Origin of the sequence: Magnetospirillum sp. UT-4 (assembly GCF_902729435.1) — a bacterium.
Taxonomy (GTDB): Bacteria; Pseudomonadota; Alphaproteobacteria; order Rhodospirillales; family Magnetospirillaceae; genus Magnetospirillum.
In genome coordinates, this window is sequence record NZ_LR746523.1 from 50,342 (window position 1) to 64,605 (window position 14,264).

The following is a 14,264-nucleotide window of genomic DNA, read 5'->3' on the forward strand; positions in this document are numbered from 1 at the left end:
TAACAGGGTGCGGAAATACTCTGCTTGCCACCCTCTGATCCGTCACCCCCGCGAAGGCGGGGGTCCATGCAGGGGCAATATGGCGTTCTGGCCGCAATATATTGTGTGCTGAGGCATGGATTCCCGCCTTCGCGGGAATGACGAAAGAAAAACAGGGGTTTTTCCGCAGCCTGTTAGAGCGCGATGACATTAGGTCGGCGCACGGGGTGCGCCGACCTAATGTCTGAATCGCACTCTAATTTATTGATTTAGAGGCGGATTCAGCTATCAGGTTGGATCGCCTCGCGATTCAACCTGATAGCATCCGGCTCTAGGCGCCCCGATGCCGCGCCAGGTAAAGCGGCGTGCGCGACTTCGGCACCTTGCGGATGAAGTTGTAGCGCGCCACGTGGTAGCTGGGGTCGAAGCCGAAGAAGTTGAGGCGCATGCGCGCCATCTCCTCGGCGCGGTAGGCCTCCAGCGGCTTGGCCGCCTCGTCGGCGCGCCGGGCCTGGCGCTTGGCCTCCAGGCGGTCGGGCAGGGCGGGATCGGCGGCCAGGGCGGCGGCGCGGGCGGCGGCGGCGGCGCGGAAATCGCCCACCGAGGTGCCGAAGGCTTCATCGACCAGGCCCAGCCGCAAGGCCTCGGCGGTGCCCATGGGCAGGCGGGCCTGCACCACCGCCTCGGCCCGTTCCGGCCCGCAGCGCCGCGGCAGCACATAGGTCCAGTATTCCGAGCCGTACAGGTTGCCCATGCCCTTGTAATGGGGATTGAGCACCACGCCAGCTCGCGCCATCACCACGTCGGCGGCCAGCGCCATGAACACCCCGCCGGCCCCGGCATTGCCGGCCATGGCGGCGATGGTCAGGTGGCTGGTGCAGGCGATGATGGCCCGGCACAGCTCGTTCATGGCCTCGATGGTGCGCCAGGATTCCTCGGCCGGGCTGTCGGCCGCCTCGATGGTGGCGAGGTGGATGCCGTTGGACCAGAAATCGGGGCCGCCCATCAGGCAGATCACCCGGGTCGGCCGGGCGGCGGCGGCCACGAAGGCGTCGCGCAGGGCCAGGCACTGATCGGTGCTCATGGCGCCGTTGTGGAAGGGGAAGTGCAGGTAGCCGACGCCGTCGCGTTCGTCATAGGAAATGTCGTGGCGGCCGGGGCGTTCCGGCAGGTCGGCGGCCCCGGGCAGCACCGACGCGGCGGGCAGCTTCAGGGACCCGGCCCCGGCGGCGCGCAGATGCCCGATCCATACCGCGCCGTCACGGGTGGCCCGCGCCAGCCGGCCGCCCTGCCGCGCGATCCAGGCCCCGGGCGGCCCCTCCAGCCCCTCGGCCGGGGCGGCGTCGTGCAGGAAGAACGCGCCGTCGCGCACCCCCGGCGTGCCGTCCGACGCGAACAGTTTGCGCAGCACGGTGGCGCTGTCGTCGGCCGCCCAGTCGATGGCGCGCGTGGCCTGGGGCATGGAAGGGCGCCAGGTGGTGGTGTCGGGGCGGCGCGGCGCGGCGCCGTCCAGCGCCTCGAACACCGCCGCCACCGCCGCCTCGGTCACCTCGTTGCGGTACAGGCTGGACTTGGTGGCGGCGCGCATGGGGAAGGACCGGCTGGCCCAGACCGGGCCGGCATCCATCTCGGCCTCGGCCTGCAGCACGGTCACGCCCCATTCCGTCGCGCCGGTCAGGATGGCCCAGTCCAGCGCCGCCGGGCCGCGATCGCCGACGGGGCCGGGATGCACCACCAGGCAGGTGTGGTGACGCCACACCGCCTCGGGGATGGCGCGCTTGAGGAACGGGGCGATGATGATGTCGGGCCGCGCCAGCGCCACCGCCTGGATGGTGACGGCATCGTTGACGTCGAATTCCAGCGACACCTGATGCCCGGCCTCGGTCAGCTCCACCCACAGGCGCTGGGTCAGGGAATTGAAGGAATGGGCGAGGAGCAATATTCGCATGGTGCCCTAACAAATCCGCGGCAGCTGCTCGCCGGCCAGCCAGTCGACCACCCGGGTGCCGCCCATGGCCGTCGTCATGCGCACGAAGTGGTGGGGATCGGCATCGCAGGTGCCGATGCGCGCCGCATCCGCGCCCAGCGGGTGGGCGCGCATCACCGCCAGCAGCGCCTCGGCGTCCTCGGGCGGGCAGATGCAGATCAGCTTGCCCTCGTTGGCGACGTACAGCGGGTCGAGGCCCAGCAGCTCGCAGGCGCCGCGCACCGCGGCCCGAACCGGCACCTTGGCTTCCTCGATCAGCATGCCGACCCCCGATTGCCCCGCGATCTCGTTCAGGGTGGCGGCCAGGCCGCCGCGGGTGGGGTCGCGCAGCACCCGCATGCCCGGCCGCTCGGCCACCATGGCGGCGACCAGGGTGTGCAGCGCCGCCGAATCGGACAGGATGTCGGACTCGAAGCCCAGGGATTCGCGCTGGCTCATCACCGCCACGCCGTGGTCGCCCATGGTGCCCGAGATCAGGATGGCATCGCCGGGGCGTGCCCGGTCGCCGGAAATCTCCACCCCCGGCGGCACCATCCCGATGCCGGCGGTGGTGATGAACAGGCCGTCGCCCTTGCCCTTTTCCACCACCTTGGTGTCGCCGGTGACCACCGGCACGCCGGCCTGCTTCGAGGCCGCCGCCATGGACTCGACGATGCGCTTCAGATCGGCCAGCGGGAAGCCTTCCTCGATGATGAAGCCGGCCGACAGCGACAGCGGCACCGCCCCGGCCATGGCGACGTCGTTGACGGTGCCGTGCACCGCCAGCGACCCGATGTCGCCGCCGGGGAAGAACAGCGGGCTGATGACGTAGCCGTCGGTGGTCATCACCATGCGCCCGCCCGGCACGTCGAAGGCGGCCTGGTCGTTCCTTTGGTTCAGCGCCTCGTTGTCGAAGGCGGCGACGAACAGCTCGTCCACCAACTGCGCCATGGCGCGGCCGCCGCCGCCATGGGTGAGATCGACGCGGCCCGAGGCGATGTCCAGCGGGCGGGGATGGGCGCGGCGGGGCAGGGTCATTCAGGCCTGGCCGGGAAGCGGCGCGCCGGTGACGCGGGAATACAGGACATAGGGATCGAGGTCGGCACCGTTGGGCCACACCACGGTGCCCAGTTCCGGATCGACCCGCACCTTGGCGAACTCGGCGGGGTCCTTGAGCGGGGCGAACACGCCGCTGAACGACAGGAAGCCGGCGAAGTCCAACTCGCCCACGGTGCCGTCCTGGAACTTCAAACGCAGCCGGTACTCACCGGTCCTGGTCACGTCCACCACGTCTCTGTCCATGGCTCACTCCAACGGCGCAATCTTGTTCAGCGGCTTCTCCTGGCGGGCCAAGCGCCAGTCCTCCATCAACTCATTCCGGTGGAGTGCGGCCCATTCTATCACAAGCCCCATGGCTCTTGGCGACAGGTCGCCCCGGGTGCAGGCAAGGTCCTCAATGCGGATCACCGCCTCGCGCTCGCCATAGCGGACGTGGAAATGCGGCGGCGCATGGTCGTCGTAGTACATGGATATGATCATGCCCAGGAAGCGGCTGATCTCAGGCATCCCGGAACCTCCCATAGGTCCAGTGGGCGGCGCAGGCGCCCTCGGCCGAGACCATGCAGCTGCCCATGGGGTTCTCGGGCGTGCAGACGGTGCCGAACAGCTTGCAGTCGGCCGGTTTCTTGACCCCGCGCAGGATGGCGCCGCACTCGCAGGCCTTGGTGTCGGGGGGGGAATCCTGGGGCACGTCCCAGCGCCGTTCGGCGTCGAAGCGGCCATAGGCCTCCTTGATGCGCAGGGCGGAATAGGGGACCACGCCCAGGCCGCGCCATTCGAAGCTTTTCCGCAGCTCGAACACCTCGGCCACCAGGGCCTTGGCCTTCTCGTTGCCGTGGCGGGTGACGGCGCGGGAGAATTCGTTCTCGACCTGGTGGCGGCCGTCATTGACCTGGGCCACCAGCATGCGCACCGCCTGCATCACGTCGAGGGGCTCGAAGCCGGCGATGACCACCGGCTTGGCGTATTCCTCGGCGAAGTATTCGTAGGGCTGCGAGCCGATGATGGTGGAGACGTGGGCGGGGCCGATGAAGCCGTCCAGCGTCACCGTGCCCAGCTCGCGCACCTCGGGGGAATCCAGGATCTGGGTGATCGCCGATGGGGTCAGCACGTGGTTGCAGAACACCGAGAAATTGGCCAGCCCCCGGGCTTCGGCCTGTCTGATGGCGACGGCGGTGGGCGGCGTGGTGGTCTCGAAGCCGATGGCGAAGAACACCACCTGGCGCTCAGGGTTGGCCTCGGCCAGCTTCAGCGCGTCCATGGTGGAATAGACCATGCGGATGTCCGAGCCCTCGGCCTTGGCCTTCAGCAGCGACACCCGCTTCGAGCCCGGCACCCGCAGCATGTCGCCATAGGTGCACAGGATGACTCCGGGCTGGCGGGCCAGCCACAAGGCGGCGTCGAGGCGGCCGATGGGCAGCACGCAGACCGGGCAGCCCGGCCCGTGCACCATGCGCACATTGGCCGGCAGCAGGTCTTCCAGCCCATAGCGCGAGATGGCGTGGGTGTGGCCGCCGCAGAATTCCATCAGGTGATAGTCGCGTCCCGGATCGGCCTCGGCGGCGATGGCGGCGGCGAGGCGGCGGGCGATTTCGCCATCGCGAAACTCATCGATGTATTTCATGCACTGGCCTGCATCTCGGCCCACAGCGCGAGAGTTTTTTCGGCCTCGGCAGGATCGACCTTGCTGAGCGCATAGCCGACATGGACGATGACGTAGTCGCCCGGCGCGATGTCGGAGACCAGGGCCAGCGAGATGGTCTTCGACACGCCGCCCAGCTCGACGCGGGCCTGGTCGTCATCCAGCATTTCGGTCACCAGCGAGGGCAGCGCAAGGCACATCTCTTCTTCACTCCACCTGGCCGGCGATCCAGGCCTGGCCCAAGGACAACCCGGCATCGCCCGGCGACACCTTGATGGCGGTCAACGGGCGCAGGAGGCGGGCTTCCAGCGCCGCCACCAGCCCGTTCGACAGCACCCGGTTGAGGAAGCAACCGCCGCCCAGCGCCACCACCGGACAATCGGTCGCCTCGGCCGCCCAGGCGCACCACTCGGCCAGTCCGGCCACCAGGGTGCCGTGGAAGAGATTGGCACCGTCGGCGGCCTCGGCGCAACCGGCCAGAGCCTCCAGCAGCGGCGCGAAGTCGAGTATGCCGTCGGCCAGCGTCCAGCCGCCGGCCATGATCGTGGGCTTGGTCACCATCGCTTCCAGCGCCATCGGCGCCTGGCCCTCGAACGCCGCCCTGGGGTGGATGCCCAGCAGGCCGCAGGCGGCGTCGAACAGCCGCCCGGCCGACGAGGTGGCGGGGCAGTTCAGGCCCTTGTCGAGGATCGTCTCCAGCCGCGCGGCGGCGGCGTAGTCGGGCCAGCGTCCGGCGATCTCGATCCCGCGGCCCAGCCGGTGCAGGGCGGCGGCGGCCATGCGCCAGGGCTCGCGCGCCGCCACGTCGCCGCCCGGCTGGGCCAGCAATGCGAGATGCCCGAGGCGGCGGTAGGCGGGGCCGTCGCAATACAGCAGCTCGCCGCCCCAGCTCTGGTTACCCGGACCCAGGCCGAAGCCGTCCAGCGACAGCCCCAGGACGGGGCCGGCATGGCCGTGCTCGGCGGCGATGGCGGCGGCATGGGCGTGGTGGTGCTGCACCGCCACGGCAGGCAGGTCGAGGGACTGGGCGAAGCGGGTGGAATGGAAGTCGGGGTGGAGGTCGTGCGCCACCCGCACCGGCACCGCGCCCAGCCCGGCCACCATCGCCTCCACCGAGGCCTCGAAGGCGGCGATGGACTCGGGCGTGCCGAGATCGCCGTGGACCGGCGACATCCACGCCTGGCATCCCTTGGCGACGCAGACGGTGTTCTTGAGGAAGGCCCCCAGTGCCAGCACCGGCGGGACGGCGCGGGGAAGGGCAAGGACCTGGGTCATGTCAGCGCGTGACCAGGAAGGCGAAGATCATGTCGGTGATGACGATGGCCGAGATGGCGTGCACCACCGAACGGGTGGTCATCCGCCCGACGCCCTCGGCGCCGCCCGAGACCGAGGCGCCGTTGACCACCCCGACGATGGTCACCAGCACGGCGAAGATGGCGCTTTTGGCCAGGCCGTGCATCAGGTCGTTGACCTTCAGCAGCGAGATCACCTCGTCGGCATAGGCGGCCAGGCTGGTCTGCAGCTCGGCGGCGACGTAGATCCCGGCGGCGAACAGCGCCACCAGATCGGCCCACAGGGTGAGCAGCGGCATCAGCACCATCATGGCCACCAGCGGCGGCACCACCAGGAAGCGCACCGGCGAGATGCCCATGACGGTGAGCGAATCGATCTCCTGGTTGATGCGCATGGTGCCCAGCCGCGCCGCCAGCGCCGAGCCGGAGCGCCCGGCCACCAGGATGCCGGTGATCAGCGGCGAGAATTCGCGCACGGTGGACAGCGCGATGCCCAGGGTCACCCGGCTTTCGGCGCCGAAGGTCTTCAGCGTGTAGATGCCCTGGATGGCCAGCATCAGGCCGATGGTGGCCGACAGCACGGTGATGATGGGCAGCGCGGCGATGCCGATATCCATGGCCTGCGCCGCGATGGGGGCAAGGCGCACCGGCTGCTTGCGGGCGCGGCCCATGACCAGCCAGTACAGGGATTGGCCCAGCAGGGTGGCGGCGAAGCCCAGCTCCGCCACGCCGCGCAAGGTGGCGCGCCCCAGGCGGTCGAGCAGGTCGAGGGCGCGGGCCGCCGGCATCCGCCTAGCCCGCCATCGCCGCGTCCAGGCTGTCGGCGATGGCGAACACCTTGTCCAGCCGCGCCAGCTGCAGCACCCGCATGGCCGACTGGCTGATGGGCGCCAGGACCAGCTTGTTGCCGCCCTTGCGCGCCATCTGGTAGGCCTCGACCAGGCTGGCGATGCCCGACGAGTCGATATAGACCACCCCGGACAGGTCCACCGCCACGTCGCGGCGTTCGAACATCAGCTCCATCAGGTGCTTGCGCACCGTGGGCGAATGCTGGAGATCGACCTCGCCGGCCAGCGTCACCACCACCCACCCGTTCATTTCCCTGGTATCGACGTTCATGGCTCTTCGATCCGTTTGACCATCTGCAGCATGTTGCCGGCCCCGGCCGGCGGCGTGACGAAATCCACCTCGTCCATCACCTCGCGGATGAAGTGGGTGCCCAGCCCGCCGGGGCGCAGTTCGTCCAGCGGGCGCGGGCAGACCTTGGCGACGTCCACCGGCGGCGCGAAATCGATCAGGCGGACCACCAGCCGGTGGTCGTCGCGCCCCAATTGGACCACGATGTCGCCGGGAGCGCCGCCATAGGCGTGGCGGATGATGTTCTGGCAGGCCTCGTCCACCGCCAGCACCACATCCTGCACCGTCTCGTCCGAGCATCCCAGGTGGGATGCGGTTTCCGCCACCGCGTGGCGAATGTCGCACAGCCGCTCGGGCCGGGCCGGGAACAGGCGGTCGAGGGCGGGCAGCGTCACCGGCGGTCCTCCACCACCAGCATGGTGAGGTCGTCCTCCAGCATCAGGCCGTCGCGGGCGACGTCGGCGATCACCGCCTCCAGGCGCTCGGCCGCTGGCAGGTCGCGGTGGCGCAGCACCAGCGTCTCCACCCCCTCGCTGCCCAGCATGCGGCTCTCCTCGTGCGCCTCGGTCAGTCCGTCGGTGAACAGATAGAGAGCCCCGCCCTCCAGGTCGAGCACCGTTTCGGGGCAGCCGTCGCAGAACAGCTCGGGCAGGATGCCCAAGGGCGGCAGCAGGCCCTCGATGCGGCGGATGCCGGACGGGGTGACCAGCAGCGGCGGCTCGTGCCCGGCGATGGCGATGGTGACGCGGCCGCTGGCCCGCTCCAGCACGCCCGCCGCCATGGTGACGAACATGCCGGCCGAGCCGGTCTCGGCCAACTCGGAATCGATGGCCACCAGCAGCGCCCCCGGCCCGTCCAGCCGCTTGGCCAGGCAGCGGAACAGGCTGGCGGTCTTGGCCATCAGCAGCGACGCGTTCATGCCCTTGCCCGACACGTCGGCGATGGCGAAGGCGACGCGGTCGCCGTCCAGCTCGATCACGTCGAAGAAATCGCCCGACACGCCGCGGGCCGGCAGGTTGACGCCGTGGATGGGGAAGTCCGGGTCGCGGGCCGGCGGCAGCATGGCCCGCTGGATGTCGGCGGCCAGCGCCAGCTCGCGCCGGAACGCCTCCTGCTCGGCCATGGCGGCGGCCTGGCGGGCGTTGATCACCGCCAGCGCCGCCGAGGCCGCCAGGGCCAGCAGGATGCGCCGGTCATCCTTGTCGAAGCTATCGTGCACCCGCTTGTTGAACAGCTCGATGGCGCCCAGCTTCTCGTCGCGGACCGCCAGCGGCGCGCACAGGATGGAACGGGTGCGGAAGCCGGTGTTCTTGTCCACCTGGGCGGCGAAATCGGGGTCGGTCTCGGTGTTCTCGACCAGCTGCGGCGTGTTGGAATCGACGGCGCGCCAGACGATGCCCTTGCCGGGGGGCAGCCTGAGGCCGGTGACGTCGGTGGGGCCGAAGCAGGCGTGGCAGACCAGCTCGCCGCTCCCGGGATCGACCAGGAACAGCGACGCCGCCTCGGCCTCCATGCGCCGGGCGATGTGTTCGAGGCCGACCCGCAGCGTCTCCTCGATGTCGCGCGAGCGGGCGAAGTCCGCCGTCATCTCGGCGATCAGGTCGAGATCGTCGGCCAGGCCGGCCGGCAGGTGGATGGGATGCGCCACGCTTGACATGGTTAAATCATGCCCCGTTCGGTCAAGCGGGTAAAACCCTTTTGCCGGTGGGGCGATCCGAAATCGCGGGCCGGAATCGCCGGTGAATTTTTTGTTGCCGTCATGGTGCGTGCGTTGACTTCCCCTGGCCCGGCGTTGGAACCTACGCCAGTCCCGGAGGACCCGGGGCTGCTTCCTGGGGAAGTTCGTTCCAGCATGATCAACTTCAATCATTCGCTGCGCAAGGGCCTTGGCTTGGCGGACGGGCGTGCCGCGCAGCCCCCCACGCCGCAGCCCGAGCCGCAACCCGCCGACGGGCGCTGGGCACAGGTGCTGGCGCGGCTGGACGTGGCGTTGCAGCCGATCGTGCATTTCCATACCGGCGCCTGCTACGGCTTCGAGGCGCTGCTGCGCGACGTCGAGGCGGCCGGTTTCGCCAACGCCTCGGCCCTGCTGGCGGAAGCGCATGCCGCCGGGGTGCTGGCCGAGGTCGAGGCCAAGGCGCACGAGATGGCGCTGGCCAAGTTCGTCGGCCTCGAGACCTGGCGCCAGTCCAAGCTGTTCCTCAACCTCGACGGCCGCTCGTGGGATGCCGGCCTGGTGGGGAGGATGCGGAGCATGATCGAGCGGTACGGCGTCGAAGAGGCGGCGGTGGTGTTCGAACTGGCCGAGCACGATCCGCTGTCGCACACGGCGGCCGCCGACGGCCCGCTGGCACCGCACCGGCGCGGCAGCTTCAAGCTCGCCGTCGACGACCAGGGCACCGGCCATTCGGGATTGCGGCTGCTCTACCACGCCGCGCCGGAATTCGTGAAGGTCGATCGCTTCTTCATCGCCGGCATCGCCACCGATTCCAAGAAGCGGCTGTTCCTGTCCCAGATCGTCAACCTGGCCCACCTGCTGGGTGTGGTGGTGATCGCCGAGGGCATCGAGACCGAGCGGGAATTCTTCGTCTGCAAGGAGGTCGGCTGCGACCTCGCCCAGGGCTTCCTGATCCAGGCCCCGGCCACCGAGGTGGGCGCCTTGCGCGCCAGCTACGGCGACGTCGAGGCGCTGGCCCGCAGCGAGCGCCGCGTGACGGTGTCGGACCAGAAGCTGATCGGCGACCAGATCGCCTATGTGGTGCCCATCGTGCTGGGCAGCCGCATGGAGGACGTGTTCGAACGCTTCCGCTCCGACAAGTCCTCGACCTTCTTCCCGGTGGTGGACAGCGCCGGCGAACCGGTGGGCATCGTGCGCGACCGCGAGCTCAAGGAATACACCTACTCGCCGTTCGGCAAGGACCTCATCAGCAACAAGATCATCGGCCGCAAGCTGCGGGACTTCACCACCCGCTGCCCGATGGCCGACATCAACACCAAGGCCGAGCACATCCTGCAGGCCTATTCGGCGGTGGAGAACTCGGAAGGGATCATCATCGTCGACAACATGAAGTATGTGGGCTTCCTGTCGGCCCACTCGCTGCTGCGGGTCATCAACGAGAAGAACCTGGCCGCCGCCCGCGACCAGAACCCGCTGACCAAGCTGCCCGGCAACAACCTGATCCACGACTACGTGGCCGGCGCCCTGGCCGACACCGACACCCACTACACCCTGGCCTATTTCGACTTCGACAACTTCAAGCCGTTCAACGACAAGTACGGCTTCCGCCTGGGCGACCGCGCCATCCTGATGTTCGCCGAGCTGCTGGCCCGCGAGTTGGCCTGCGAGACCTGCTTTCCCGCCCATATCGGCGGCGACGACTTCTTCGGCGGCTACCGCCAGCGCGACTTCGACCTGGCGGTCGAGAGCGTGCGCCGCATCATCGCCACCTTCCGCCGCGACGTGGAAAGCTTCTACGACGACGAGACCCGGCTGCGCGGCTACATCTCGGGCCAGGACCGCCAGGGCAACCCCACCCGCTTCCCGCTGATGTCGGTGTCGGCGGCGGTGGTGCAACTGCGGCCCGGCCGCGGCGCGCACACGGTGGACGAGGTCAGCCAGCTGATCGCTGGCCTCAAGAAGGAAGCCAAGAAGGCCGAGGACCGGATGGCTTCGGCGGCGATGGTGGGGTAGCCCCTACGACCTGACCGAGGGCATTCCGGCCCCCATCCGCGGGCCGCGGGGACGACGGCTTATTGCTTGCCCCCTTCGTCATGCCCGAGCTTGACCCACGGCTTTCCGGTTTAGTTTTCGGATTGCCTTCTGGAGCCCTTGGTGACGGCTGCGTCCAGGGTGACGCTGGCCGAAGTAGACAGGATTACCCTCGCCCGCTTGCGGGAGAGGGAGGGGCCCGTCGCGACAGCGACGGGAGGGAGAGGGTGCGCGCCGCGAGGTGCGCTTCGCGACAGCGAAAGCGCTGGTTTCTCCAGGTCTTGGGCGCGCCGACGCGCGCCGCCCTCACCCCGGCTCGCTGGCGCTCGCCCCCCTCTCCCGCAAGCGGGCGAGGGGGNTGACGCTGGCCGAAGTAGACAGGATTACCCTCGCCCGCTTGCGGGAGAGGGAGGGGCCCGTCGCGACAGCGACGGGAGGGAGAGGGTGCGCGCCGCGAGGTGCGCTTCGCGACAGCGAAAGCGCTGGTTTCTCCAGGTCTTGGGCGCGCCGACGCGCGCCGCCCTCACCCCAGCCGAAATTTAAACCGGACAGCCGTGGATCAAGTCCGGGCATGACGATAAAAGGTCGAACCGCCCCGTATTGGCATTTTTCGGCATCCTGTTGGGCGGCCCGACGGGGAGGGGGCACGACCTCAGCCCCCACCCTGGCCTTCCTCCGGCCAGCCAGGGGCGGGAGGGGCGCCCAGAAACTCCCCCGTCACCCGGACCGCCTCGGCCAGCCCGACCTTCTGCACCGCCACGCCCTCGGGGAAGGCGCCGTGCAGGCGGGACGGCATCATCGGATCGAGCAGCACGAACACCCCGTGGTCGCCGGCCCGGCGGACCAGGCGGCCGAAGGCCTGCTTCAGGCGCAGACGGGTGATCATGTCGTCATAGGCCTTGGCGCCGAAGGCGGCGCGCCGCGCCTTGTGCAGCAGGTCGGGGCGCGGCCACGGCACCCGGTCGAAGACGATCAGGCGCAGCGAGCGGCCGGGCACGTCGACGCCGTCCCTGACCGCGTCGGTGCCCAGCAGGCAGGTTTCCTCCTCGGCGCGGAAGATGTCGACCAGGGTGGTGGTGTCGAGCCCGTCCACGTGCTGGGCCAGCAGCGGCAGGCCGGCCTCGTCCAGCGGCCCGGCGATGCGCTTGTAGACCGCCTTCAGCCGCGAGATGGCGGTGAACAGCCCGAGGGCGCCGCCGCGGGCGGCCAGGAACAGCTCGCGATAGGCGGCGGCGACCTGGGCGAGGTCGTCCTTGCGCACGTCCGACACCACCAGCACCCGGGTCTGGGCCGGGTAGTCGAAGGGCGAGGCCAGCGCGGCGCGCACCGCCGGGGCGGCGAGGTGGACGGCGCCGGTGCGCCGCTCCGCCGCCCGCCAGTCGGCCTCGACCTCGCCCGAGCCGTCGCGCAGGGTGGCCGAGGTGACCAGCAGCCCATGCGCCGGCTCGGCCACGGCCTTGGCGAAGGGCAGGGTGGGGTCGATCCAGTGGCGGTGCATGCCGACATCGATGTCGCGGCCGTCGATGCGATCGACGGCGAACCAATCCACAAATTTCTGGGCGCGGGCAGCGGCCGCCCCGCCAACCCCACTGCCCGCGCCCTCGTTTTGAACCAGTTCCTCCAGCATCCCCGTCCACCCCTGCAGCGGCAGCAGCGCGCGGCGCTCGATGGAGCGGGCCAGGCCCTCGATGCGCGAGCGGGTGGCGCTGTCCAACTCGGCCGCCTCGTCGTCCAGGGCCTTGACCAGGCTGCGCACCAGCACCTGCAGCGGCGCCCCCAGCCGCCCGAGGGCGCGTCCTAGTTCGGCCGCCGCCGGAGCCATGGCCTCGGGCAGCGGGCGGCATTCGGCTTCCAGACTGTAGGGTGAGTCCGAGCCTTGGGCACGGGCATAGACCTGGCGGCGGACCAAAGCCAGGAACTGCTCGGCGATGGTCGCCGGCTGGCCATCGGCGATTCGGTTCTGCCAGCCCGGCCCGGGTAGGGCGGCGGCGGCGGCCAGCACCGCGTCCAGGGCCTCGGGCGCCTCGGCGGCCAGGCCGACCAGGTCCTCGGCCCGGCGCTTGAGCCCGCGGGCGCGCGAGCGGGTGCCCTCGCCCTCGGCCCCCAGAAGCCAGCGCCGCATCTCGGCCGCCTCGATGCCGGTGAGGTGGGCGGAGAAGGCGTTGTCGGCCGCCTCGAAGACGTGGTGGCCCTCGTCGAAGACGTAGCGGGTCGGCATGCTGCCGTCGTCGAGGCCGCCCAGTGCCGCCTGCATCATCACCAGGGCATGGTTGGCCACCACGATGTCGGCGCGGCGGGCCCGGCGCACCGCCCGCTCGATGAAGCAGCGGGAATAATGCGGGCAGGCGGAATAGATGCACTCGCCGCGGCGGTCGGCCAGTCCCAGCGAGCGGGCGCGGCCGATGATGTCGCCCAGCCAGCCGGGGAAGTCGCCGCCGACCATGTCGCCGTCCCGCGTCGCCAGCACCCAGCGCGCCATCAGCCCCGAGGCGACGGCGTCGACGGGGCGGGCGCGGGCCACCTGTTCCTCCAGGTTCAGCAGGCACAGATAGTTCTCGCGTCCCTTGCGCACCACCACCTTGCGCGCCTTCTCGGCCGGGTCGGGGTACAGCCGGTCGAGCTCTCCGTCCAATTGGCGCTGCAGGTTGCGGGTGAAGGTCGAGATCCACACCGGGGCGCCGTTCTTCTCGGCCCACAGGCTGGCCGGGGCGATGTAGCCCAGGGTCTTGCCGGTGCCGGTGCCGGCCTCGGCCAGCACCAGCCGCGGCTCGCCGGCCACCTCGCGCGGCTGGAACGCGGCGGCTGCCGCCGAGGCGTAGTCGGCCTGCGAGGGGCGCTGCTCGGCCCCGGCGCCCAGCAAACGGGCCAGCCGGGCGCGGGCCTCGGCAGGATCGACCGGGATGCTGCCGGGCGGCGGCTCGGGGGCGTGCTCGGACCATTCCGGCAGGCGCTCCCACACCCGCAGGCCGGTGCCGCGCGGGGTGTCGCCCGTCACCCCCAGCGCCGCCAGCACCGCCGTGCCCCAGCCCCAGCCGGCCCGCGCCATGGCCCAGGCCACCGAGCGGGTGTCGGCGGCGCGCCGCGCGGTGTCGCCGTTGGTGCGGGCGGCCAGTTCCTCCAGCAGCATGCGGGTGGCCCGCAGCAAGGCTTCGGCCTCGTCCTCGAGGTCGGCAGGGCGCGCCAGGCCCAGCGCCTCGGCCACCCCGCGCGGGGTCGGCAGGCAGAAACGGGCGGGGCGGACGAAGGCGAACAGCTCGAGCAGGTCGAGGGCGGGGAAATGCTCGGCCCCCAGCCGCGCCACTACCGAGGGCGCGTGGCACAGCAGCGGCGAGGACTCGCGCGCCCGCGCCGCCGCCTGGGCCAGGGTCAGGCGATGGAACTCGCCATCGGTGTCGAGCAGCACCGCGCCCCGCACCCCCACCGCCAGGACGGGCACGTGCGGAACCATGATGCGGCTGGTGGGGGAGGACGACATGGCGG

The 14,264-nt window shown here is 70.4% G+C and carries 13 protein-coding genes; 1 reads left to right on the plus strand and 12 read right to left on the minus strand.

Annotated features, from left to right (window positions below; translation table 11 throughout):
* Positions 1-310: 310 nt before the first annotated feature.
* From MTBUT4_RS17550 to MTBUT4_RS17595, 11 genes are read right to left on the minus strand one after another with little or no spacing between them, the layout of a single operon-like run.
* The gene (locus MTBUT4_RS17550; RefSeq protein ID WP_173981000.1) at positions 311-1,927 is read right to left on the minus strand and encodes an enoyl-CoA hydratase-related protein; all 1,617 of its coding nucleotides are present in this window, start codon (positions 1,925-1,927) and stop codon (positions 311-313) included.
* A gap of 6 nt (positions 1,928-1,933) precedes the next feature.
* Positions 1,934-2,983 carry a hydrogenase expression/formation protein HypE gene (gene hypE / locus MTBUT4_RS17555; RefSeq protein WP_173981001.1) on the minus strand — a complete coding sequence of 350 codons (1,050 nt, stop codon included), beginning with the start codon at positions 2,981-2,983 and terminating at the stop codon, positions 1,934-1,936.
* A complete protein-coding gene (locus MTBUT4_RS17560) occupies positions 2,984-3,247 on the minus strand; it encodes a DUF2442 domain-containing protein (protein ID WP_173981002.1) in 264 nt (87 codons plus the stop codon).
* 3 nt (positions 3,248-3,250) lie between these two features.
* Positions 3,251-3,511 carry a DUF4160 domain-containing protein gene (locus MTBUT4_RS17565; protein WP_173981003.1) on the minus strand — a complete coding sequence of 87 codons (261 nt, stop codon included), beginning with the start codon at positions 3,509-3,511 and terminating at the stop codon, positions 3,251-3,253.
* Positions 3,504-4,628 (minus strand): hydrogenase formation protein HypD, encoded by a 1,125-nt coding sequence (hypD, locus tag MTBUT4_RS17570; RefSeq protein WP_173981004.1) that lies wholly within the window; start codon positions 4,626-4,628, stop codon positions 3,504-3,506. The genes MTBUT4_RS17565 and hypD overlap by 8 nt, the downstream gene beginning before the upstream one ends.
* Positions 4,625-4,846: a HypC/HybG/HupF family hydrogenase formation chaperone gene (locus MTBUT4_RS17575; RefSeq protein WP_173981005.1), complete on the minus strand. Its 222-nt coding sequence runs from the start codon at positions 4,844-4,846 to the stop codon at positions 4,625-4,627. Before MTBUT4_RS17575 ends, hypD begins: the two co-directional genes overlap by 4 nt.
* Before the next feature lie 7 nt (positions 4,847-4,853).
* Positions 4,854-5,921 carry a hydrogenase maturation protein HypF gene (locus MTBUT4_RS17580; RefSeq protein ID WP_173981006.1) on the minus strand — a complete coding sequence of 356 codons (1,068 nt, stop codon included), beginning with the start codon at positions 5,919-5,921 and terminating at the stop codon, positions 4,854-4,856.
* Position 5,922: 1 nt separating this feature from the next.
* Positions 5,923-6,726, minus strand: a complete 804-nt coding sequence (locus MTBUT4_RS17585; protein ID WP_173981007.1) for an ABC transporter permease — start codon at positions 6,724-6,726, stop codon at positions 5,923-5,925.
* 4 nt (positions 6,727-6,730) lie between these two features.
* A complete protein-coding gene (locus MTBUT4_RS17590; RefSeq protein WP_173981008.1) occupies positions 6,731-7,057 on the minus strand; it encodes an STAS domain-containing protein in 327 nt (108 codons plus the stop codon).
* Positions 7,054-7,470 (minus strand): ATP-binding protein, encoded by a 417-nt coding sequence (locus MTBUT4_RS19640; protein ID WP_254434916.1) that lies wholly within the window; start codon positions 7,468-7,470, stop codon positions 7,054-7,056. Before MTBUT4_RS19640 ends, MTBUT4_RS17590 begins: the two co-directional genes overlap by 4 nt.
* Complete coding sequence (locus MTBUT4_RS17595) at positions 7,467-8,732, minus strand: PP2C family protein-serine/threonine phosphatase (protein ID WP_254434917.1); 1,266 nt, start codon at positions 8,730-8,732, stop codon at positions 7,467-7,469. The genes MTBUT4_RS19640 and MTBUT4_RS17595 overlap by 4 nt, the downstream gene beginning before the upstream one ends.
* A gap of 195 nt (positions 8,733-8,927) precedes the next feature.
* On the opposite strand from MTBUT4_RS17595, the gene MTBUT4_RS17600 reads away from it, so the two are divergent.
* Positions 8,928-10,766 carry a GGDEF domain-containing protein gene (locus tag MTBUT4_RS17600; protein ID WP_173981009.1) on the plus strand — a complete coding sequence of 613 codons (1,839 nt, stop codon included), beginning with the start codon at positions 8,928-8,930 and terminating at the stop codon, positions 10,764-10,766.
* A 670-nt stretch (positions 10,767-11,436) separates the two neighbouring features.
* Here the strand turns inward: MTBUT4_RS17600 and MTBUT4_RS17605 are convergent.
* A complete protein-coding gene (locus tag MTBUT4_RS17605) occupies positions 11,437-14,259 on the minus strand; it encodes an ATP-dependent DNA helicase (RefSeq protein ID WP_173981010.1) in 2,823 nt (940 codons plus the stop codon).
* Positions 14,260-14,264 lie beyond the last annotated feature (5 nt).